The following is a 21,124-nucleotide window of genomic DNA, read 5'->3' as shown; positions in this document are numbered from 1 at the left end:
ACCAGACATCGGGCAAACCTTGGCCTTTTTGAATGCATTCGGGTCGCGTCGGTTCAAGGGAACCGATCATGCTAAATAAAGGAGGTTATTTGCTACGAATGGCGACGGGCCTCGTTGGTGGCGTAGCACTTTCAACTTGACTGACTTGGTCGGCTGTGGCACGGTCGAAGGAGTTGGCAACAAGGGAGTGTGACGGAATGGGGCATCAAATCTTCCACGTTCGGGTGTCGGATGGCAGGAGAGTCGTTCTGCCCCCGGAAGTCTGCAAGCTGCTCAAGGTAGAAGTGGGTGGCACGGTTATCGTTGATGTGGCCGACGGGCACGTCGCGTTGCAGTCGCTGGCGACGAGCCTGGCTGAGTTCCGTGCACTGGCGGCATCAAAGATCGCTCCAGGAGTAAGTCTGGTCGACGAGCTGATTGCAGAGCGTCGAACCGAGGCGGAGCGTGAGTGAAGTCGTCGCAGACGCTTCGGCCGTACTCGCCTTTGCTCTCGGCGAGAACGGTGAGCGCAAGGTGGCGAAGGTTCGCGAGCAGTGCATCGTGGCGACGCCGAACCTCCTTGAGGCCGTATCAAAACTGCTGCGGGCGAATTTTCCGGCCGATCGGGTGCAAATTTTCCTGAAGCAGTTCTTTCCCAGGGTTGCCCATCTCGACCGCGACCTTGCCGAAGCGTCCGGCGCATTGCATGCGACGACCCGTGGACATGGCCTGTCGTATGCCGATTGCGTGTGCCTGATGCTTGGCATGCAACTCAAGGCGACGGTCCTTACTGCGGATCGACGTTGGGAAAAAGTCGGGTTGGATGTAAAGCTGGAGTTAATTCGATGATTTTGGGCTTGGGAACTGCATCGTGGAAATTGTGGGTCATCAAGATGGATGGCCGTGGCCGGATCACGCTGCCTTTGGATGTGAGGGAACACTTGGATGTCCGGCCGGGAGATACGCTTGTCATGCGCGAGGTCGAAGGTGGATTGCGTATCGAGCCAAACAAGAACTGGGTTCGCTCGGGCGAGGGAGAGGCTTCCCGCACAGGTCACACGGCGACGAAGCCGCCGACGGAGGATTGAGCACCGTCTATGCAGGAAGCAGAAGGCGAGCCACTAGCAATTCTCGACAAGCCGGATGATCGCGAGCACGCCGTCCCCCTGCTAATTGTCGAGGCTGGCCACGCGGCAGAATTTGTTTGGGAAGAATTCTTCATTGGTCGCATTCGCAATATCCACACTCGGCGTGCGTATTTGCACGCGGTGCGGCGATTCCTGGAATGGACTGAGCGGCGCAAGGTCGATCTCGCGCGAATCACTCCTGGTCTGGTCGGGCAGTATTTCGATGAGGTAGAGGGAAGTACGCCTACTAAGAAACTTTACTTGGCGGCAATCCGGGCATTCTTCGACGCACTGGTTCAGCGCCACGTTGTTGTGCTGAATCCGGCTCTCTCAGTGAGAAACGAGCGCTATTCAGTAGTCGAGGGGCGCACCCCGGAGATCACAGTGGATCAAGCACGAAAGCTTCTGGCTTCGATCGAGCCGAAGTCCGTTGTCGACCTTCGCGATCGCGCGCTGATCGCCACGCTCATCTATACCGCAGCACGGGCTGGCGCCGTCGCCAAGTTGCGGCTCAAAGACTTTGCAGATGAAGGGACGCAGTGTTTGCTGAAATTCGCCGAGAAGGGAGGCAAGGCCCGCTCGATCCCGGTCCGCGCCGATTTACAGGATTACTTGGATCGGTATGTCCTCGCCGGAAATCTGGAAGGCGATTCAAAGGACGCCCCGCTTTTCCGCACAGCCGCCGGCCGAAGCGCCAAGCTGTCAGTTCGAGCATTGAATGGCGTCGATATTTGCCGTTTATTCAAGCGGCGGCTTCGCGCAGCAGGGCTTCCTCCAAGCCTTTCACCGCACTCGGCGCGGTCCTGCGCTGCGACAGACTTGCTGCTCCAAGGTGTCGCCCTGGAGGATGTCCAGTATCTCCTCGGCCATTCGGACAGCCGGGTTACCAAGCTTTACGATCGGCGCCAAAAGCGCGTGACTCGGAACATCGTCGAGCGGATTTCGGTTTAGCCTTCGAACCGATTTTAGGGGTTCGAAACTGCTGGGACGCCCGTCGTGATTCGTATTTGGGTGGGCGGCGGTCTTTCGCACTTCGATATGTACGACTTCTAAGTCGACCGCTTTGCAAGCGCACGCTCCAGCGCGGTGCCGCGTCAAACGATTTCATCCGTCCAGCGAATGAAGCGTAACGTACTTCTGCAACGTAGTTTGCGCCTGATCTCTACTAGCGTAAGGCTCGCACCGCGGACGCCGGTACCAATGCGACTTTTTTGCATGCTAACGCGATTAGAAGTGCGAATTGGGAATTCAATTGAACCGACGTTGAATCGGCCCTTATTCTTGCAGTCATCATTGGAAACGAACTGGGGCAACACAACGAATTGACGGGTCAAACGGAGGAAACTATGGGTTCGCCTAAGGACTCCCGCCGCGAACAAAACGCTGAGGGATTGGGAAATTCAGATCTCCGGATATCGGAAGTCGGACAAGAAATTATCCATTTGGAACGGCTCCGGCTGCTAGGTCCCACCATGTGGGAAGACGGCCATCTATTCAGGATCTTTTTCGAAGTCGGTAAAGCGTATGCCGAGGGGGCAAAGTCGATGCGACAAGTCGCAGATAGCTTCGATAATCGTATTCGACGAAAGAAACTCCCGGTCGGGATTCCGGCTTCGAAGTCTCGCCTTTCCACGCTGTGCAGCAAAACGTGCGTCGTTGTTGGTCGGCAACTTGAACTAGGGCGCGCAGCCGGCCTATTCATTCATCGGGGATGCGGACGCGAAATATCGGACCTCAGCCCCTTGGGATGGGACGTATGGAGGCGAATACGCTTGGTCTTGCTCACGCACCAACTTATTTCCGAAACAGATTGACATTGCGCTTGAACTCCTTCCAAGTAATTTTCTTGCTTGGAGGGGGCGGAGGAATGATTTCATTGATCACGGGGTCCGATGACTCAGATCAAAGATTTAGGTCGCTCGATTTTGGGAAAGTGTCGTTTCCGAGCGATAATCTTAGCGTTGGCGCGATACGCGCAATGCATGCGGATCTATTTGACAAAGGATTCGCTGAAGAACATGACGCCGCGCAGCCGCAATTCTTCATTGCCTCGGATAAAGCTGGTCACGCCGGCGACGTGATAGGCAACATGCTTTTTATCGAACGGCTCCTAGCGACCGCTGCGTTCGCGCGTGCTCGCGGCATGAACGGCCCTCATGCGGACATCGAGGATTACAAACGCGAGCTAGCCTCGCTCTATCAACGCTATTCGCTCGCCAAGGGCGATAAGCACGCGGCGCAGCTAATTCGGGATATCGAACGCCAAGGCGCTGTCCTCGCTCAAGAGAAAAGCCCGTAAGGCTCTTTTCTTGTCTCCACTATTTTCGTCGCGACACCTTTGCACGCATGCGCCAGGTGTCCCATTTCGCGAACTCGTTGAATCATCTGTATCGCTGCATACAGTGGAGCATGTGAGCACGTAAGTGATGCAAGTAGGCGTGAAGCACCTCTGCTCGCGGGAACCACAAACAAGAGATCCCTCATTTAAGAAAGGAGCCAGCGATGTTGACAGCAGTGTTGGCCCACATAGTGGGCGCGCTGATTGTACTGTGGCTGACTGGGTGTCCGTGTCTGTGATCGACTGTTGCCCGATGGCTTGCGGGCCGGAGGCGGACGCAGTGTCCGCCTCGGCCCGCGGCCCTCTTTCAGGCAAAACGATCAGCGACTGAAATTCATTTTCACACTCCCCTCAGTTTTTGAAGGAGATGGCCATGACTGATCTTGCCAAGGCACTATACGCGGCACTCATCTGGGTGATTTTCGTTTTGAAGAAAAAGTGATGATCTCAGGAGAGAAAACGTGAGTGTGCGGATTCGCGTACGCCTGGATGGTTTCAGCATTAGCGGTAGATGATTTGAGAGGTGACAAATGACGTTCCTTGGACTGATTGGTGTCCTGCTTATTTGCTGCACTGTGCTGCTGGTGACATTGCTGGTACTGGCATGCCTACCCCATAGCCCGATACGCGACCTCCTATTCCAGCTATTTGCGTGGCTCTTTGCCGGATCGTGTGGTGCTTATTTTTTACTGCCGTGCGACCTTTGTCCTGAACTCATACTCGGACCCCTGGGCCTCTTTGACGACGTAATAGCCGTCCTAATGGGAATCGTGTCACTCGTCGCGGCGATCAAGTCGGCGCGAGAAGCAAGATCGCACGCGAGAGCGCGACGGTGGGAAGCTGAGGAGGCAGCGAAGCAGCCGAGCCGGCGGCAGAAGACAATCACGGCTCGAAGCCGGCCTGCGAGACTTAAGGCGTCACGGAAGACATGAGGAGTCGTGCAATGCTGGCGGGGGTTTCTTTGTTGGCCGGAATTGGGATGCTCGGCGCAATAGTGCTAGGCGTCTGCCGATTGAAATTAGCCAACAAGGCACTGGTGAACCGCGAGGAGCAGGCCATGAAATTCGCACAGCGGCTGTTTCACAAGGAATCGGTCGATGAGCTGACGTCAGACGAGGCTGTGCAAGTAAAGCGATTGACGGAGCAGTTCTACTTGTAAGTGAAGCTCTCTGCGATGGGATCAGGACGGACACGTTCAGAGGTGAGAGGTCATGGCAAGAAAACTGGTTGAGCGGCGGCTTGATGAAATAGTCTCCGACATGGGCCTGCGAGGGGAAGTCAACGACGAATCGTTGATCCCGATGGCGCGATCCATTCAAGAGTGCGGCCTGCAAAATCCGGCGACGGTTCACCCTGATGGCCACGTCATCACAGGCCACAGGCGGTTGAAAGCAATGCGGCTGCTGAAAGCGCAGTCGATGCTTGTGATTGAGGACGACGGCGAACTGAGTGAAGCGACCGTCATCCAGCGGGAAGTGGTCGAAAACCGAATGCGCGAGGGTCTCCCGCCGAGCCGGGAGGCTGCCGGTATCCGCCGTTATCTGGAGCTAACTGGCCTGTCACAAAAGGAAGCCGCTGGCAAGTTTGGCATGTCGGGCACTGCGTTGATTCACACGATCGCCATTGCCGCGCTCCCGCCGGCGATGCAAGAAGCGATTGACTCGGGAGCGATTCCTAAAAGTGCAGCTTATTCGCTTGCTCGTATTCCAGACCCAGGTGAGCAAGAGGCGCAAGCCAAGCGGATTATGGAGGGCACGCTCACTCGCGACGGACTCATCGGCGCTCTAAAGAATCGGGGCGGAGGTTCCCCGAATCGACCTGGGCGGAAACTCGCTCGCGGTGTTGCGGTGCTGGGGGACGGCCGGTCGGTAACGGTGAGTGGTGCGGATCTTACTCTTGAGACATTTATCGAGACGATCGAGGCAGTGCTTGGGAAGGCACGGCGCGTTCGTGCTCGCGGGATCGAACTGCGGAGGTTCCTGAAGACGCTGCGAACGGAGTCGAGGGCAGCCGTTGCCACGAGCTAGGTGGACCAACGATGTATCTCGACAACTGGATTATCGGGGTTGGCATTACCGCCATTCTAGTACTCCTGCTGCTGGCACTCCGATTGTTTCGTCGCGCTTCGCAGCACGACGAGCTGGATCGGGTCTTGCTGTACTGGACTCCGAAGGACGGGCTTTCGGTTCGCGACCTGCTCGCCGGAGGCGCCATAATCTTCGGACGCACCAGTAGTGGGAAGACGAGCTCGGCAGGGAGACACATCGGTCGCGCGCTGGTGCGAGACCGCAACACCTACGGCTTAATTCTGGCGGCAAAACCGGAAGACCTGTCCATGTGGCAAGAGTTGTTCCGGTCAGAAGGTCAGAGTCACCGGTTGCTCGTATTTGATGGCGCGGACAGCGCGCTAAGGTTCAACTTCCTTGAAGAGGCGGGGCGGCGCGGCAATGACACAAGGGCCATCACGCAGTGCATTACGACGATTGGCGAAACCCTTCGTTCAGGGAGTCGGCAGAGCAGCACAGACACGGAGGCGTTCTTCGCCACACAAACCGAACGCGCGATTCACAATGCGGTCGAGATTTTAAAGCATGCCCGAGGCAAAGTAACGGCGTCGGATCTACAGCAGTTCATCACGACTTCTGCTGTCTGCAAGCCCCACCTGCTCGCCGACTGCCTATGGCGAAGCGAGAGCGACCATTGCCAGTGGCTCCAGGCGGCGTATGAATCACCGAAGGGACCTCAGGCACAACACGATGTTCAGCAAGCCGTTGATTTCTGGTGCGGCGAATCCCCCAACTGGTCGGGCCGTATGGGGTCGTCGATTTTGGCTGGTGTCTACAGCATTCTGTTTGTGTTCAACAGCGGTCTGGTGCATGAGCGCGTGTCAACGACAAGCAACTTTACGTTTGAGGGCATGCAGCGGAATCGCCAATGGCTGCTCGTCAACTTCCCGCCCTCAGTGTACGGGGATAACGGCCTGTTCATCGGAACAGGCTTTAAGTACCTCATGCAGCGGTTCGTCCTCCGCCAGCACGCGCGGCGCGGCGATCCGATTAATATCTGCTGGTGCGATGAGGCAGCGACTTGGTGGAACACGTTTGATGCCGAGTACAACAGCCAGTCGAGGTCGCATTTCGGAACCACCGTGTTTCTGACGCAGTCGATCGAGAGTTTCTATGCGGGCATGAAAGGGGACGCAGCGAAAGAGCACACGCTTGCGCTCTTGTCGAATTTCTCGCATCGGATCATCCATGCGCTGGGTTCCATCGAAACGGCGGAGTGGGCTAGCCGCACGCTCGGGCTACGGCTGGAAATGCATGTGGGTGGGTCCATGCAGCCGGTGGAAAGCGTCTTCGATGCATTGATGGGGAATTCGGCATTCGCCGGCAGCTTCAGCACCCAATATGAGCCGGTGCTACAACCCGGGGTTTTTCTGACCGGGCTGCGGCGCATGGGCGGCCCCCGTAATGGCTTCATCTGCGACGCCATCCTGATTCGACCTGGTCGGGCGTTCTCAAACGGAGAGAACTGGCTCCGAGTGTCATTTTCACAGAGGTAATCACCATGTTCCACCACCAGCGGAGAGAGGAAGGCGGCTTGGACGTTCGCGGAACCTTCAACATCTTTTACGTACTGGTAAGCGGGTATTCGACCTGTTTCACGGTCTTCACGCGGCGACACTTCGGCAGCGAAGCTCTCGGCATCAACGGTATCGCAGCACTGCTCATTATGTTCGTCTACATGGCGAGAAACCCGGCGAGCGACGGCATGCGGCTGTTGATTCCGTGCTGGCTGGCAATGCTGGTCCTCCAGCGAATCAGCACGGCGATCGCGCGCAGACGTGGCGCAATCATTCATAGTCGATATGTCGGCTATCCCTGGTTCGGTTTCGCGTTTCCGTTCATCAGGGAGTATCGGACCGCGCAGCAGATTGAGGCAGTGGCCTGCATCGCTGTTGGGGGGTTCCTGTGCAAATTCGATCTGCCATTGGGGCAGTTCGTGCTTTTTGGATTCTTCGGCATGATCGCGAAGAACGGGATTGAGGATGAAATCGAGCGGAAGCAATTGCAGCGCATGCACGACGCGGAGATTGAGCAGCAACACCTGATGGATCTGCGGAATCGCCGAGACTTTTAATTACAAAGGAGAATGGTATGGAAAAGAAATCGGAGCAGCCGGCGTTTACTGCGCCGCTGTACGCCACTTTGCGGCAAGGCGACAAAGAGCTTGCCCAAACTCTCCCGGCCACTAAGGAGAGCATCCAGGTTGTTGAGGAGCCGGGCACTATCGCGAACCCGACCCAACAGATGGTTACTGAACAATCGAGATCGCCGGATGGCTTCCATCACGTGATAGATCAGTATTCCAGCCGCTCTCGTGAGCAGAATGAACCTGAGCAGGGAATGGAACGCTAGGCACTTGAACGGTTCGTGGAATTGTGAGGAGATTTGCAATGTCAATTTGGACCCTCCTATGCATCGCGACTTGTTGCGGCATGTACAAGCTGGGCGCGTACAACGCGAGGTGTCCGGGGGAAGCGTGGCGCTTGCTGCGGGAGAACTCCGCCCGAGTCTGGGCTTGGATGCAGACGCACTAAACGAGGATTGGGTCATGAGCACGATTGACGTGCAACAACAACCACCGTTGCTAATCCGGGCTGACGAATTCGCTCGCCTGCTGCAGGTGTCGATGCGGACACTGTGGCGTATGCGAAGCGCAGGAGAGTTGCCGGAGGCGGTCTGTTTGCGAGGTGCCGTACGCTGGCGACGGGACTTAGTTGAAAGTTGGATCACTGAGGGTTGCCCCGCGCCGCAATCGCGCGAAAATGGACGGAGGAGGAAATAACCAATGGCATCGGTATTCAAGCGTACGGACAGAGACGGCAAGACGAGCAAGTATTGGTACTACTGCTACGTCGATGGTGACGGCCGGCGCCGCACGCTGCGCGGCCTCACGGACAAACGCCTGACGGAGCAATTGGCCGCCAAGCGTGAGAATCATGGCGACAGGGTACGTACTGGTCTGGTCGACCGGGCCGAGAAGCAGAGGTCCGAAGCTCGCAAGGCGACAATTTCGTCTCATGTCGGTGCGTACGAGACGCACCTCAACAGCAAGGCGAATACCAACAAGCACAATAAACTGACCCTGAGCCGTATTCGTGCCGTGGTCGAAGAAGCAGGCATGGCTACCCTTGCCGACTTTACGGTTGAGGTGGTCGTCGAAGTTCTTCAGGATTTTCAGCGGGAAGACGATATTGGCAATCGGACGTACAACCACTACGTCCAGGCACTGGATGGATTTGGCCGCTGGCTCGTTGAATCGGACCGGGTGCTAAGTAACCCGCTGAAAGGATTGCCGCGTCTCAACAGCGCCGAGGACGTACGGCACAAGCGACGTGCGCTATCGGCCAAGGATCTGACCTCCCTCGTTTTGTCGGCAGAGACCAGCGACAAGAGCGTCCAGGGTTATCCAGGGTCTTTGCGTGCCCGCCTATATCGCACAGCCTATTTGACGGGTCTGCGTCGCCGGGAACTCGGCAGTTTGTCGGCGGAGAGTTTCGACCTCACGGCCGATCCGCCGACGCTTACCGTCGAAGCCGCATGCTCAAAGCATCGCAAAAAGGACACGCTGCCGATCCATCCGGAGCTATTGCCTTTGCTGAACGAATGGCTGCCCACGTTGGCGCCGGGCGAAGCGCTGTTTCCGCGTCTGGAGCGCAAGAAGACCTGGCGGATGGTCAAGACCGACCTCGAAGCTGCCGGCATCAAGTACGAGACCGCGGAAGGGATCGCCGACTTCCATGCGGCCGGGCGCCACAGCCATGTGAGCGGACTCGTCAACAGCGGCGTTTCGTTGGCCCATGCCCGTCAGCTCGCCCGGCATGGCGACGTTCGCATGACGATGCGATACACCCATGTCGGCCTCGAAGATCAGGCCGAGGCGCTCAAATCGCTGCCCGCTCCTACGGCCGCAGGGCCAACCGTCGAGAGCGGCATAGTGACCAAAGATGCGTCCGTGGCGGAAAACGGTGCTGCGCGCGCGCAGCTCTATTGCAGCACTTCAGAGCCCCCTCAAGGACATTTGGAGTCATCGCCTGTCATCGATGAGCGCGCGGAAGAGGTCGCCACGCCAATAAAAAACCCCTGCGGTAGCAGGGGTTATGACACCGAGGGGCACTCAGTGTCAGCAAGTGGCAATGATGCCACTTTATGGAGGCGGCGGGAATCGAACCCGCGTCCCGTAACATTTCCACGCCTGCTTCTACGTGCGTAGTCGATTCATTTACGCTTTAGCCATTGCGCCCCCAGTCGACAGGGTGCATCGCAGGCAAGCCAGGAACGGTTTTAAGCTCGGACGTACCCGGCAGTGACCCGAGCCGGTTCGGAATTGGTGACTAACTTTTGGGTCTCTCCGACGAAAACCCGCAGTTAGGGCTGTCTATCTCTAGGCAGCCAAAGCAAAGGAATCTTCGGCAATTGAAGATTGTGGTCAGCTATTAACGTGGCCAACTGACCAACCACGGCACGCCGCATGCGCTTCAACCTGTCCGGTCGAACCCTGTTCGCCCCCGGTTGCAGCACGGTCGAATGGCCATTAAGGCATTCGACCCTCGCGACGCTCAATTATACCAGCGCGCATCGCTGGGCAAATGGCTGTTTTTCAGCAGCAGAATACAACGTGAGGCGCATAGTATCTATGCGGCACTGCATCGGTCTGAACGCTGGAACGCCACAGCGGCAATCGTGGCAGAGCCGAGCTGTGGCGATTCTGGCCTGAGTTTTGCCACCCGAGTATCAAAGGACAACACATTCGCCTTGGCCAATTTCGCTGATGCCTGATGCGACCTGCCGCTATCCATGGCTCGTAATGAATTTCAGCCGGCCGAAGCGCAGGATTCACCGCGTTTACCCTAGGTTTTGCCACTTTGAAAGCGCCGGTATTTTTCTTGCTGGCATAGAGTTTGCCGGGTTAGCATAAAAACGTGGTCCTTTAGACACCCCTCTCGTGCGCCAATGTCGAACCTGCAAGTGCGGCCTGTTTCGTCGTGGCTCGATCGGCGCCGCTTCATGCGTTTTCCCTGGTCGTTGTATCGTAACGATCCGCACTGGGTGCCACCGTTGCGATCGTCCCAGGCGCCGCTATTGGGATATCGTGCTCACCCGTTTTTGACCTCCGGCCAGATCCAGACCTTTCTGGCGTGGCGTGACCGGGAAATCGTCGGCCAAATCGCGGCGATCATCAATCACGGACACGATCGAGAATACAACGAGCGGCGTGGCTTCTTCGGCTTTTTCGAGTCGATCAATGATCGCCAAGTGTCGCACGCCTTGTTCGATGCGGCACGCGAGTGGCTCGAAGAGCGCGGCGCCTACGGGCTGCGCGGGCCGGTCAATCCATCGATGAATTACGTCAGCGGTATGCTGGTCAATGGATTCGATAGCCCGCCGACGTTCTCGCTGCCTTATAACCCGGCGTACTATCCCGAGTTGCTTGCCGATTATGGCTTTCGCAAAGCACACGACATGCTGGCCTTTCTGGGCCACAAGGATGAGTTGCCCGAGTTCCAGCACAATCTCGATCCTTTGACGGACCAGGTCGAAGAGCGCTGGCAGCCCGTGATTCGGCCGATGGACACCTCGCGGAATAGCCGCGATATCGATCTATTCCTCGAAGTGTTCAATCGTTCGCTGGAAGGAATGTGGGGGTTCGTGCCACTGGAGCGAACCGAGTTGCAACATCTCGTCGGGTCGTTGCGGCACTTGATCGAACCGCAGTTCGCCCTGATTGCCGAGGTCGAGGGCAAAGTTGCCGGTGCCGTCATCGGCGTGCCGGATTACAACCCACGCATTCGCGAGATTGATGGCCGGTTGTTTCCGTTCGGTTTTCTCAAGCTCTTGTCGCGGCGCGGTCTAAGTCGATTTTGCGTGCTATCGCTGACCGTGGCGCCTGAGTATCAGCGTTGGGGATTAAGCCTGGTATTGCTGCGGGCCTTGTTGCCAAAATCCTTGGAACTTGGCTTCAGCGAAGCGGAATTCTCCTGGATTTCAGAAACCAACACGCTGGCCATTGGCGGCATGCGCAAAGCCGGGCTGCGGCATAGTAAAACCTTCCGCATGTTCGACTTCGGCGAGGCCGCGGTCCAGGAACGCGTGCCGCGAGACCGGCCGATCTCCCTGCCCGACGTTGTTCCCGGGCCTATCGCCGCGCCAGTGCGAGCGAATTGACGGCAGATCCCCGGGGCCGGCATTCTTAGAGCCACGGCGACAACCCTATATAGATGTCGCAAATGGCTTGCCGTGGCAACGGCTGCGGGGCGGGTGCGACGCCCCATCGTGTTGCGAGGCAGTGAGTTACGTCTGATGGCCGCCTCGCGGACGGTTGTCCATCTCTCGGCCAGCCCCATCTCACGGCCAACGCCCTCGCTCTAAATCCCGAAGAACGTCCGCCCCCCGACCACCATTCGCTGTAACAGTTCCCAGCGATTTCCGCTGGTAAGAGCAGACGGGTAACGAATCTGCGGACCTAAGAAAACGGGGAGCACGGCAATGAAGACCGAACTGAAAAACACGAGATGGTTTTTGGCGGTGGTGGCGGCGGCTGGCTTGGCTTTCTCGGCCGCAGAGCCGGCAATGGCTCACGGCGGTGGAGGTGGCGGCGGCGGTGGTGGAATGGGGCACGTAGGCGGCAGTTCATTCGCTCGCTCCTCCTCGAGCGGCATGTCACGAAGCACGTCCAGCTTTAAGGCCAACAACTTTTCGACGAAGAACCTCGGCGCGAGTTCGTTGCATAGCACCAAACTCAATACTACGAAATCGACGAACCTCAATACGCTGAAGAACACCAGTAATCTCACCACCAACAACAATCTCTCAAATTTGAATTCTTCGCTGCTGAAGAACTCGACGTTCAAAGGGCAGGGGACTAACAGCACGATCATCAAACCGGTGAACACCAAGTTCCCAGGCAACGCGTCGTCGATTTCCAAGGTTGGCGTGAATAAGGTATCGCTGCTCAACCCGACGAAAATCAATTCGCCGCCGGGCGGCTTCAAGGCCGGACCGCTGCTTGGTGGAAATGTCCCGCACAAAGGTTGCTTCCCGTACTGCGGGGGCTTCTATCCCTGGTTCGGTTTGTACGGCCTGGGGTTGTGGCCTTACGGCTATGGCAGCTACGGGGCCTTAGGACGGTACTGCGGCAGTAACTACTACGGCGGATACGGCAGCTACTACGGTGGTGGCACAACCTACGTCACCCCCACGACGCTCGTTAGCAGCGTAACGACTCCGGCTGCTTCCCTGGCCTCGACCGTTCCGACTCCGGTGACCGGCGTGGATTTGCAACTGGTCGATGTGCGCCTGCTGGACAACGGTGATGTCGCGAAGCAAATCGGCCCACGGTATCGCGTGACATTCCGCAACGCCGGCCGGTCGCCGGTGGATCGCGACTTCAATGTGGCTTTGGTCGCCGCGGATGACGCGAATTTGACCGCCAATCTGCCGACGATCGAGAGCCGTATCTCCTCGGTACCGACCAGCGACGTCTCCATGGTGGATCTGCGGCTGCCGGCCACGGCCTTCTCGATGGGAGGGGATTCGCACAGCGAATTCGCCAAGCTGTTCGTGTTCGTCGACAGCCACGGCGAGGTGAACGACATCAACCGCGACAACAACGCGACGGGAGTCGACCGCACCGCGGTTCAACCCGCGTCGTGACGAGGAAGAGCCGGACGGAGGTGTGGCCGTCTGGCTCTTCGATTTTGGGGAGTAGGGTGGGATGTGGAAGTAACGCCGCTCCTGTGAAACCCGTTCCACCCGCTCCCGCCTTTTCGCCCCGCGATCGGAGACAATATTCAATAGTGACCGAAGGCGTTGATGATCGAGTAAGAAAAACAAAAGCCTGGTAGGCCGATCTTACGGCTTATCAGGTTTTTGTCTTGCGCGGCGGGCGGATTCGACGACCGATCGCTTCCGCTGCGGCGCGTTCGACGCTCAACTCGCCCGGTCAGCATTAATTCAATGCCGTGCGGTCCAGCGACGCACCCATTTGCTGCAATTTCAGCCGCAAGACGCGCACGGTCTCTTCGGCTTCTTCGATCTCCGCCCGTTGCTGGGCGTCGGCTTTGTGCAGCGAAATGGTATGGAGCAGATCCTTCTTGCTTGCTTGCACGGCCAGCAATTCGGCCAGGTGTCCCTGCCGCACGCACAGTTCCTCGGCAAGGCTCGCCGCATCGCGATCCGTGGCAAGATAGACGCCCACCTGCACCACCGCTGCGCCGGCCGAAACGACGGAAGTCGAAAACGTAGTTTGTTTCGCGCCGCGCGCCGAGCATTCGATCGCACAGACACTGCCTCGCCACGATCGCGGAACGGCGACAGTCAACACGAATTCCTTGCCCCCTTCGAGCGAGGTGGTGCGCGAAGGGCGAATGCGAAAGAAGACTCCATGCTCGCGGTCGATCGTGCCGGCGGCCAGGATAATATCCTTCGCCGCGACCTGCTTGAAATGTGTCGACTCGGATTTTTTCGAGGCCTGATTGTGACCGGCCGTCAACTTCAAAGGCGCCACCACGCCCCCCGCTTCGAGTCCCGTCAATGTCGAGTTCTCGTTGGCGGCGGTGACCTCGATTTGATCGGACGTAACTGCACTTTCCATCGTTGTCTGCGGCGAGTAGTCAACGACCCGCATGCCGGCATCGGTCTTGATCACATAGACGAAGTCGACGATTTCCGTCGGATTGCCGGCCGCGAAGCGAGCTGAAATCGATAGCTTTCCTTGTAGCAACATTGCCTCTGGATGCATCTGCTCGAATTCGCTGGTCGTAACATCGCGGAACTCGATGGCGCTGGGAAAGTCAAAGACAACTTCCGCGCCGTCGCTCGATCGTGCGCTGGCCGTGGTTGCCAAGATCAGAATCGCCGAGGCCCACTTGCGAATGATTGAGTCCTTGTGCAGGTCCATCTGTGACTCTCCCGTCGTGTCCGTGACGTCTATGTAAGAAGTGCCACCGGCGGCGTCACCCCAATGGCTGCTGGCAAGGGACTCGCCCGCGTCAGCGAATAACCTGATAAGCAAAGTGCGGGCCAATCGCGCCGAATCGCAAATCAGGGCGTATGGCTTCACGCCTCTTTCCCAGCTTCCCGAACGAAAGGCAAAATCCATGCTGAAATCGTCGGGATGAGCTAGCGGCCGGCCATCTATGCGCGACCAAAGACAGCCCCGTTGATCGCGCGGCAGCCGGCTTCGGAAATCTCGCGAAACGACTGAAGATTTATCACCGCGCGACCGACGCCAGCACACAGGCGATTCAATCTCAATGACTAGCTGGCCAGGAAATCGACATCCACCCAGTAATTGCTTCCCTGGTACGAATTCGTGGGGAAGCCGGCGCCGTACACGTAGACGCCAGCGTTCGCCGGAGTCTGCAGCAGACCACTTGTCAAAGCGGCTGTGAAGTACGACCGGCTAACGGAATAGTGCCCCGCGGTCGTCGTGTAGCTGGCGACGTAACTTGTGCCTGCCGCGATTGCAATCGGCGTCGCAAACTGCACGTCCTGCCAGCCGCTTCCCGTTTCGCTGGTGAAGGTGGCCGTGCCGAGCAGTTGCCCCGTGCTTGTCCACAAGTTGGCGATGTGCGTCCCCGTGTTCGCGGTGCTCTTATAGAAACGAATCCCTGTGATGTACCCATTCTGCGTGGCCGAAAACGTCACGCCGACCGAAACCGCCTGGGTATCGCCGCTGTCGGCCGTCGCGGGCGTGATCGTCGACGTGAATAGATTGGCCGGGCTAGCGTTCGCCGTGATCGTCGTGAACGACGAGAAAACATTGGACGCCAGCGAATTGCCAGCCAGATCTTTTGCGCCGCTTGCACCACCAACGATGGTCAGCATGTAGGTCATGCCGTTGGCCAGCGCACTAGTGGGCGTTAGCGAGACTGTTTTGTTGGCGGCGTTGTAGCTGACCGTGGCCGCGATCAGATTGCTATTCGAATCGCGCAACTGGAACGTATTGCTTGTAACGCTGGCTACGTTCAAGGGTTCGCTGAACGTCGCGGTGATGCTAGCGCTGGTGGCGACATTCGTCGATGCGCCGGCCGGCGTCACGCCGACGACCGTCGGCGGCGTCGTGTCCGTTGGCGCACTTCCGCTGAACACGACGTCGACCCAGTAGTTGCTCCCCAAGTACGAATTCGTGGGGAAGCCTCCCGAGCCGTAAGAGTAGACGCCGCCGTTCGCCGCGACACTGAGCGAACCGTTGGAATAGCCAGAGCTGAAATAACCGCGCGAAATCGAGTAGTGACCTAGGGTGGCGTGGTAGCTGGCCACATAAGTGACGCCAGCCGAGACAGCCACCGGCGTCGAGAACAAGACCTGCTGCCAACCGCTCCCCGTTTCGCTGGTGAACGTCGCCGTCGCCAACAATTGTCCGGTGCTGCTCCACAGGCTACCGGTATGAGTTCCGCCGTTACCTGCGCTCTTATAGAAGCGGATGCCCGTGATGTAGCCGTCCGTGCTTGTGGTGAATTTCACACCGACTTCGACCGATTGTCCGTCCCCGCCATCGACCGCGGCAGGCGTGTCGCTCGACGACCACAAACTGGACGTCGTCGAGGGAGCCGAGGCCGCGACGGTCGTGAAGGATGAAAAGACGTTCGCGGCCACCGCATTGCCGGCGAGATCTTTCACGCCGCTGGCGCCGCCGACGACGGTCACCATATAGGTCATGCCATTGGCGAGCGCGCTGGTGGGCGTCAGTGTGGCCGTCTTCGTCGAAGCGTTGTAGCTGACCGTGGCGCCGATCAGATTGTTGCTCGAGTCTCGCAACAATACCGTGCTGCTCGTGACGCTCGCGACGCTCAAGGCCTCGCTGAACGTGACCGAAACACTCGCCGTGGTCGAGACCCCCGTCGCGGCGCCGGCCGGGCTAACGCTGACCACCGTCGGCGCCGTCGTATCGGCAGGCGCAATCGAACTGAACAGCGGATCAACCCAATAGTTGCTGCCCTGATACGAGCTGCTGGGGAAACCGCCCGCGCCGTACGAGTAGACGCCGCCATTGGCTGCCACGCTCAACGGGCCATTGGAATAGCCGGAACTGAAGTAGTTAGACGAAACCGAGTAGTGGCCGACATTGGTGTGGTAACTGGCCACATACGTGACGCCGGCCGAAACCGCCACTGGCGTCGAGAACAAGACTTGTTGCCAGCCACTCCCCGTTTCGCTCGTGAAGGTCGCGGTCGCCAATTGCTGGCCGCTGCTGCTCCACAAGCTGCCGGTGTGCGTGCCTCCATTCGCAGCGCTCTTGTAGAATTCAATTCCCGTGATGTAGCCGCTGGTACTGGCGGTGAACTTTACTCCCAGTTCGACCGATTGACCGTCGCCGCTATCGATCGTCGCAGGAGTCGTGGTCGACGGCCACAAGCTGGACGTTGCCGGGGGAAGCGATGCGGCCACGGTCGTGAAGGACGAGAAGACATTCGCAGCCAGGGCATTGCCGGCCACGTCTTTCACACCGCTGGCGCCACCGACGACCGTAATCATGTAGGTCATGCCGTTGGCCAGCGAGCCGGTCGGGTCAAGGACTGCTGTCTTCGTCGAGGCATTGTAGCTGACCGTGGCGGCGACCAGGTTGTTGTTCGAATCACGCAACTGGATCGTGCTGCTGCTGATACTGCCCGCGTTCACTGGTTCGCTAAATGTCACAGTGGCCAGTGCATTGACAGCCACGCCCGTGGACGCCCCGAGCGGTGTAACTACTGTAACCGTGGGGGGCGTCGTATCGGCCGGCGGCAGCACCACGGTCGTGAACGATGAGAAGACGGTGGTTGCCAGAGCGTTGCCGGCCAAGTCCTTAACACCGCTCGCGCCACCGACAATCGCCAGCATGTACGTCATGCTGTTGGCAAGCGGACTGGTTGGGGTGAGCGTTGCTGTCTTTGTCGACGCGTTGTAGCTAACCGTTGCGGCTATCAGGTTGCTATTCACGTCCCGCAGTTGGAAGGTGCTTCCCGAAACACTTGCCGCCGTCAAGGCTTCACTGAATGTCGCGGTGACATTGGCGCTGGTCGCGACTCCTGTCGACGCTCCGGCCGGAGTGACGCTGATTACCGTGGGCGGCGTCGTATCGGTAGGCGGTAACGCCACGGTCGTAAACGACGAGAAGATGTTGGTCGCCAGCGCATTGCCAGCGAGATCTTTGATGCCACCGCTGCCGCCGACGATCGTCAGCATGTACGTCATGCCGTTGGCCAAGGGACTCGTCGGCACGAGCGTCGCGCTTTTTGCCGACGAATCGTAGCTAATCGCGGTGGCTACGAGATTGTTGTTGGAATCTCGTAACTGCAAGGTGCTACTGGTAACGCTGGCCGTATTCAACGGCTCGCTGAACGTGACCGTCACCATGGAGTTGATGGCCACTCCGGTCGAAGCGCCCAATGGCGTGACCGAGACTACGGTCGGCGGCGTCGTGTCGACCTGTGTCGACGCGACCGTCGTAAATGACGAGAACACGTTGGTCGCCAGAGCGTTGCCGGCCAAGTCTTTCAACCCGACGTCACCGCCGACGACCGTCAGCATGTAGGTCATGCCATTGGCCAGCGAACTCGTCGGAGTCAGCGTCGCGGTATCTGTCAGTGGGTTGTAAGTCACCGAGGCCGCGACGAGATTGTTATTTGCGTCGCGCAGCTGCACCGTGCCGCTAGTCACTCGCGCGGCAATCAAGTCTTCACTGAATTGAACCGTGACGACTGAGTTAACCGGGACGCCGGTCGAAGCTCCCCGCGGCGTGACCGAGACCACCGTCGGCGGCGTCGTGTCGGCCTGCGCGATGGCCACGGTCGTAAACGACGAGAACACGTTGGTCCCAAGCGCGTTACCGGCCAAATCCTTCAGTCCGGCGTCACCGCCGACCACGGTCAGCATGTACGTCGTGCCGTTGGCCAGCGGACTCGTGGGGGTTAGCGTCGCGGTATTTGTCGTCGCGTTGTAGGTCACCGAGGCTGCGACCAAATTATTGTTCGAGTCGCGCAGCTGTAAGGTGCTGCCTGTCACCCTCGCGGCAATCAAGGCCTCGCTGAAAGTCACCGTCACGACTGAGTTGACCGACACGCCGGTCGAAGCTCCCACCGGGCTGACGGCGATCACCGTCGGCGGGGTGGTGTCAGGCGGAGGCATGACAAGCGTGGTGAATGACGAGAAGGTATTCGTTGCCAGCGCGTTCCCTGCCAAGTCCTTCACGCCGCTTGAGCCACCGACGATAGTCAGCATATACAGCGTGCTGCCTGCTAACGGACTGGTGGGGGTCAGCGTTGCGGTATTATTCGCGGCGTTGTAGCTAACTGTGGCCGCGACCAGATTGTTGTTCGGATCACGCAATTGCAGCGTGCTACTGGTAACACTGGCAGGGTTCAAGGGTTCGCTGAACGTAACCGTGACAACCGCGGACGTGGAAACCCCCGTCGACGCTCCGAGCGGCGTAACCGCGGTGACGGTCGGCGGGGTCGTGTCGGGCGGAGCCGCAGCGACCGTGGTGAATGACGAGAAAATGTTCGTCGCCAACGCGTTGCCGGCCAGGTCCGTGACGCCCCCCGCACCGCCGACGACCGTCAGCATATAGAACGTGCCATTGGCCAACGGAGCCGTGGGCGTCAACGTCGCCGTCTTGGTCGAGGCGTTGTAGGTAACCGTGGCCGCTACGAGATTGTTATTCGAGTCGCGCAACTGCAGAGTGCTGCTCGTGACGCTGCCCGCGGTCACGGCTTCGCTGAACGTGACCGTCACGGGCGAATTGACCGATACGCCGGTCGAGGCGCCCAGCGGAGTCACAGCGGCGACCGTCGGCGGCGTCAGATCGACGTGCGACAGGTCGATCGTCATTGTCTTGGGCGAAGGATCGGTATCCACCCGGCCGCCGGCCGTCCCACCATTGTCCTGGACCTGGAACGTGAAGCTCGTCGACGCCGCGCCACCGGGAATTGTCGTTACCGAGTACTGCAGCTTGCCGGCTGTAATATCGGTGACCGATACGTATTGCCCAGCGGTTACTGCCACGCCATTGTCCGTCAGATTGCCGATGGCCGGCAGCGTTGTGATCTTGACCGCTTGAAAGCTGTTCGCCGGATTGTCACCGGCATCGCTGAACCCAAAGTCCGCGACGCCGAACGTGTACGGTGCGCCTTGCGATAAAGTGACCGTGTGCGAGGTGCCCGAGGGAGCGTGATTGGCCCCCATCGCGGACAGTATCACATTGCGATAGACCGATAGATCGGCCATGTAAGTAATATCACCGAAAGCCGAGGCGCCGATCGGCTCGCCCGGCAGGGTGCTGATTGAGAACATCAGCCCAACTAATTGCCAATTACCGCTAGCGTCTTTGTGGAACACGCCACCGCCGGAATCCCCCCACGACCCGGTCCCTTCATTGGCGACGTTCGCGGTGAACTGCGTGGCGAAGGCGGTCTCAGAATTGACATCCACCCCTTCCATCATCCCTACGGCGCTGATGATGTTCGTTCCCCAGCGTATATCCTGCGACCCGGTATTCCACAGGTAGCCGGCGTATGTGGACGGCGAACTGGTCTGCTGCCAACTCGAATTCCAATAAACTTCGTTTGCCTGGCGATCACGACCGTTGCCGATCATGGTCACGCTCCAACCGATCGACGGAGCAATGGTGCCGATCGAGATCGAGGGGAGATCGGGCCGGCCGTCGATCTGGTAGAGCGTGAGATCCGTCAGTGCCGTGTAACCGGCGCCGGTAGGGTTGGCGAGCTGAATCGCCGAGTTCGGCACCATGTTGTACCAGGCATTGTCGATGTACGTGGCGCCAGCCCCGACGTGGGTGGCCGTCAGCATCCATCCGTTGCCCAAGTACACGGCCGTGCCGCTACCGCGAATGCCGATGTTCTCGTAGCCGGGGTCGTCAGTAGGCGCTGAGTTATTTTGGGAGCCGTCGCCGCCTGCCACGATCGTCAGCGCGATGCGTTCTTCCAGCGGCTCGAAACTCAGCCTGCGCGATAGTCGGCTTGCGCGTCGATCGATAGCAGCAGCACGCCCGACGGCGGGCTCAGCGCGCCGATCGACAGGCAGGGAACGCGAATGATCGGTGTTGAAGAGCCAATCAAGGAGCATGACGATGTCCGCACAATCGCCCACCAGCGGACACTGCGGCGCACCTGCTGAGCGCGCCGTGAAAAGCGGGTCGACGATCGATTTCTTGTACTGCTGGCGAAAACGCCGTTGATGTGCATCAAGGTGGCGATCAAGCGATCGACTACCTACTCAAGTAATAGGTCACTTTTACCCGACCGCGCTGCGCGAAATCGGGCCATGTGGAGTAGCGAGCTTCGACGCCTAAAACAAAGCCTCGATGAATGTTGTGGCGATTACGCGAATGGCAGGAAGCCCCCCTTTTTGCCGGTAGTAACCGACAGGCCTTGGACCGGCCTGATCGTCGTGGCACGCCCGAGGTGCGGAACCCTCTGGTTTTGCGCGCACTTCTCCGTCTCCGCGACCGCGTTGGGCGAATTCGAGCCACATTCGACGCGACGGCGACCATCGCGCCCGCGCTAGAACGACCGGCGTGGGAAACCGCGCGCGCAAATCCTGAAGAAAACCTTGCACCTCTCGAGCAATAGCGCGCCAGCGAACTCTTTGCAGATCGTCGCGGCACGAACTATGCA

General features: G+C 58.7%; 17 protein-coding genes and 1 other RNA gene. 13 read left to right on the top strand and 5 right to left on the bottom strand.

Going from position 1 to position 21,124, the window contains the following annotated elements:
• Nucleotides 1-197 precede the first annotated feature (197 nt).
• From VGN12_06085 to VGN12_06040, 10 genes are all read left to right on the top strand, one after another.
• Nucleotides 198-452, top strand: a complete 255-nt coding sequence (locus VGN12_06085; GenBank protein ID HEY4309003.1) for a hypothetical protein — start codon at nt 198-200, stop codon at nt 450-452.
• Nucleotides 445-828: a PIN domain-containing protein gene (locus tag VGN12_06080; protein ID HEY4309002.1), complete on the top strand. Its 384-nt coding sequence runs from the start codon at nt 445-447 to the stop codon at nt 826-828. Before VGN12_06085 ends, VGN12_06080 begins: the two co-directional genes overlap by 8 nt.
• Nucleotides 825-1,067, top strand: coding sequence for an AbrB/MazE/SpoVT family DNA-binding domain-containing protein (locus VGN12_06075; protein HEY4309001.1), 243 nt, complete (start codon nt 825-827; stop codon nt 1,065-1,067). The genes VGN12_06080 and VGN12_06075 overlap by 4 nt, the downstream gene beginning before the upstream one ends.
• 9 nt (nt 1,068-1,076) lie before the next feature.
• Entirely contained in the window at nt 1,077-2,057 is a 981-nt protein-coding gene (locus tag VGN12_06070; GenBank protein ID HEY4309000.1) for a tyrosine-type recombinase/integrase, read from the top strand.
• Between the two features lie 916 nt (nt 2,058-2,973).
• Nucleotides 2,974-3,405, top strand: a complete 432-nt coding sequence (locus tag VGN12_06065; protein HEY4308999.1) for a hypothetical protein — start codon at nt 2,974-2,976, stop codon at nt 3,403-3,405.
• Between the two features lie 967 nt (nt 3,406-4,372).
• Entirely contained in the window at nt 4,373-4,603 is a 231-nt protein-coding gene (locus tag VGN12_06060) for a hypothetical protein (GenBank protein ID HEY4308998.1), read from the top strand.
• A 52-nt stretch (nt 4,604-4,655) separates the two neighbouring features.
• On the top strand, nt 4,656-5,471 hold the full coding sequence (locus VGN12_06055; GenBank protein HEY4308997.1) for a ParB/RepB/Spo0J family partition protein: 816 nt from the start codon (nt 4,656-4,658) through the stop codon (nt 5,469-5,471).
• 11 nt (nt 5,472-5,482) lie between these two features.
• The gene (locus VGN12_06050; GenBank protein HEY4308996.1) at nt 5,483-7,006 is read left to right on the top strand and encodes a hypothetical protein; all 1,524 of its coding nucleotides are present in this window, start codon (nt 5,483-5,485) and stop codon (nt 7,004-7,006) included.
• Between the two features lie 209 nt (nt 7,007-7,215).
• Nucleotides 7,216-7,584 carry a hypothetical protein gene (locus VGN12_06045; GenBank protein ID HEY4308995.1) on the top strand — a complete coding sequence of 123 codons (369 nt, stop codon included), beginning with the start codon at nt 7,216-7,218 and terminating at the stop codon, nt 7,582-7,584.
• A 17-nt stretch (nt 7,585-7,601) separates the two neighbouring features.
• Nucleotides 7,602-7,862, top strand: coding sequence for a hypothetical protein (locus VGN12_06040; protein HEY4308994.1), 261 nt, complete (start codon nt 7,602-7,604; stop codon nt 7,860-7,862).
• Between the two features lie 358 nt (nt 7,863-8,220).
• Here VGN12_06040 and VGN12_06035 read toward each other — a convergent pair whose 3' ends face one another.
• The 3 genes from VGN12_06035 to ssrA all read right to left on the bottom strand — a co-directional run bounded on the left by VGN12_06035 (nt 8,221) and on the right by ssrA (nt 10,017).
• Nucleotides 8,221-8,724 (bottom strand): hypothetical protein, encoded by a 504-nt coding sequence (locus tag VGN12_06035; protein HEY4308993.1) that lies wholly within the window; start codon nt 8,722-8,724, stop codon nt 8,221-8,223.
• A 369-nt stretch (nt 8,725-9,093) separates the two neighbouring features.
• Nucleotides 9,094-9,363: a hypothetical protein gene (locus tag VGN12_06030; protein HEY4308992.1), complete on the bottom strand. Its 270-nt coding sequence runs from the start codon at nt 9,361-9,363 to the stop codon at nt 9,094-9,096.
• Between the two features lie 291 nt (nt 9,364-9,654).
• Nucleotides 9,655-10,017, bottom strand: a transfer-messenger RNA (tmRNA) gene (ssrA, locus tag VGN12_06025).
• Nucleotides 10,018-10,034: 17 nt separating this feature from the next.
• Here ssrA and VGN12_06020 point away from each other — a divergent pair.
• The 3 genes from VGN12_06020 to VGN12_06010 all read left to right on the top strand — a co-directional run bounded on the left by VGN12_06020 (nt 10,035) and on the right by VGN12_06010 (nt 13,160).
• Entirely contained in the window at nt 10,035-10,286 is a 252-nt protein-coding gene (locus VGN12_06020; GenBank protein HEY4308991.1) for a hypothetical protein, read from the top strand.
• 174 nt (nt 10,287-10,460) lie between these two features.
• Complete coding sequence (locus VGN12_06015; protein HEY4308990.1) at nt 10,461-11,672, top strand: GNAT family N-acetyltransferase; 1,212 nt, start codon at nt 10,461-10,463, stop codon at nt 11,670-11,672.
• Nucleotides 11,673-11,993: 321 nt separating this feature from the next.
• Nucleotides 11,994-13,160, top strand: coding sequence for a hypothetical protein (locus VGN12_06010; protein ID HEY4308989.1), 1,167 nt, complete (start codon nt 11,994-11,996; stop codon nt 13,158-13,160).
• 295 nt (nt 13,161-13,455) lie between these two features.
• On the opposite strand, the gene VGN12_06005 is transcribed toward VGN12_06010, so the two are convergent.
• Complete coding sequence (locus VGN12_06005) at nt 13,456-14,607, bottom strand: hypothetical protein (protein HEY4308988.1); 1,152 nt, start codon at nt 14,605-14,607, stop codon at nt 13,456-13,458.
• Between the two features lie 158 nt (nt 14,608-14,765).
• Nucleotides 14,766-20,573: an Ig-like domain-containing protein gene (locus VGN12_06000; protein HEY4308987.1), complete on the bottom strand. Its 5,808-nt coding sequence runs from the start codon at nt 20,571-20,573 to the stop codon at nt 14,766-14,768.
• Nucleotides 20,574-21,124: the final 551 nt, after the last annotated feature.

It is taken from the genome of Pirellulales bacterium (genome assembly GCA_036499395.1).
Classification (GTDB): domain Bacteria; phylum Planctomycetota; class Planctomycetia; order Pirellulales; family JACPPG01; genus JACPPG01.
The sequence above is the reverse complement of the archived record's forward strand: the minus strand, read 5'-3'. Positions and strand labels throughout refer to the sequence as shown.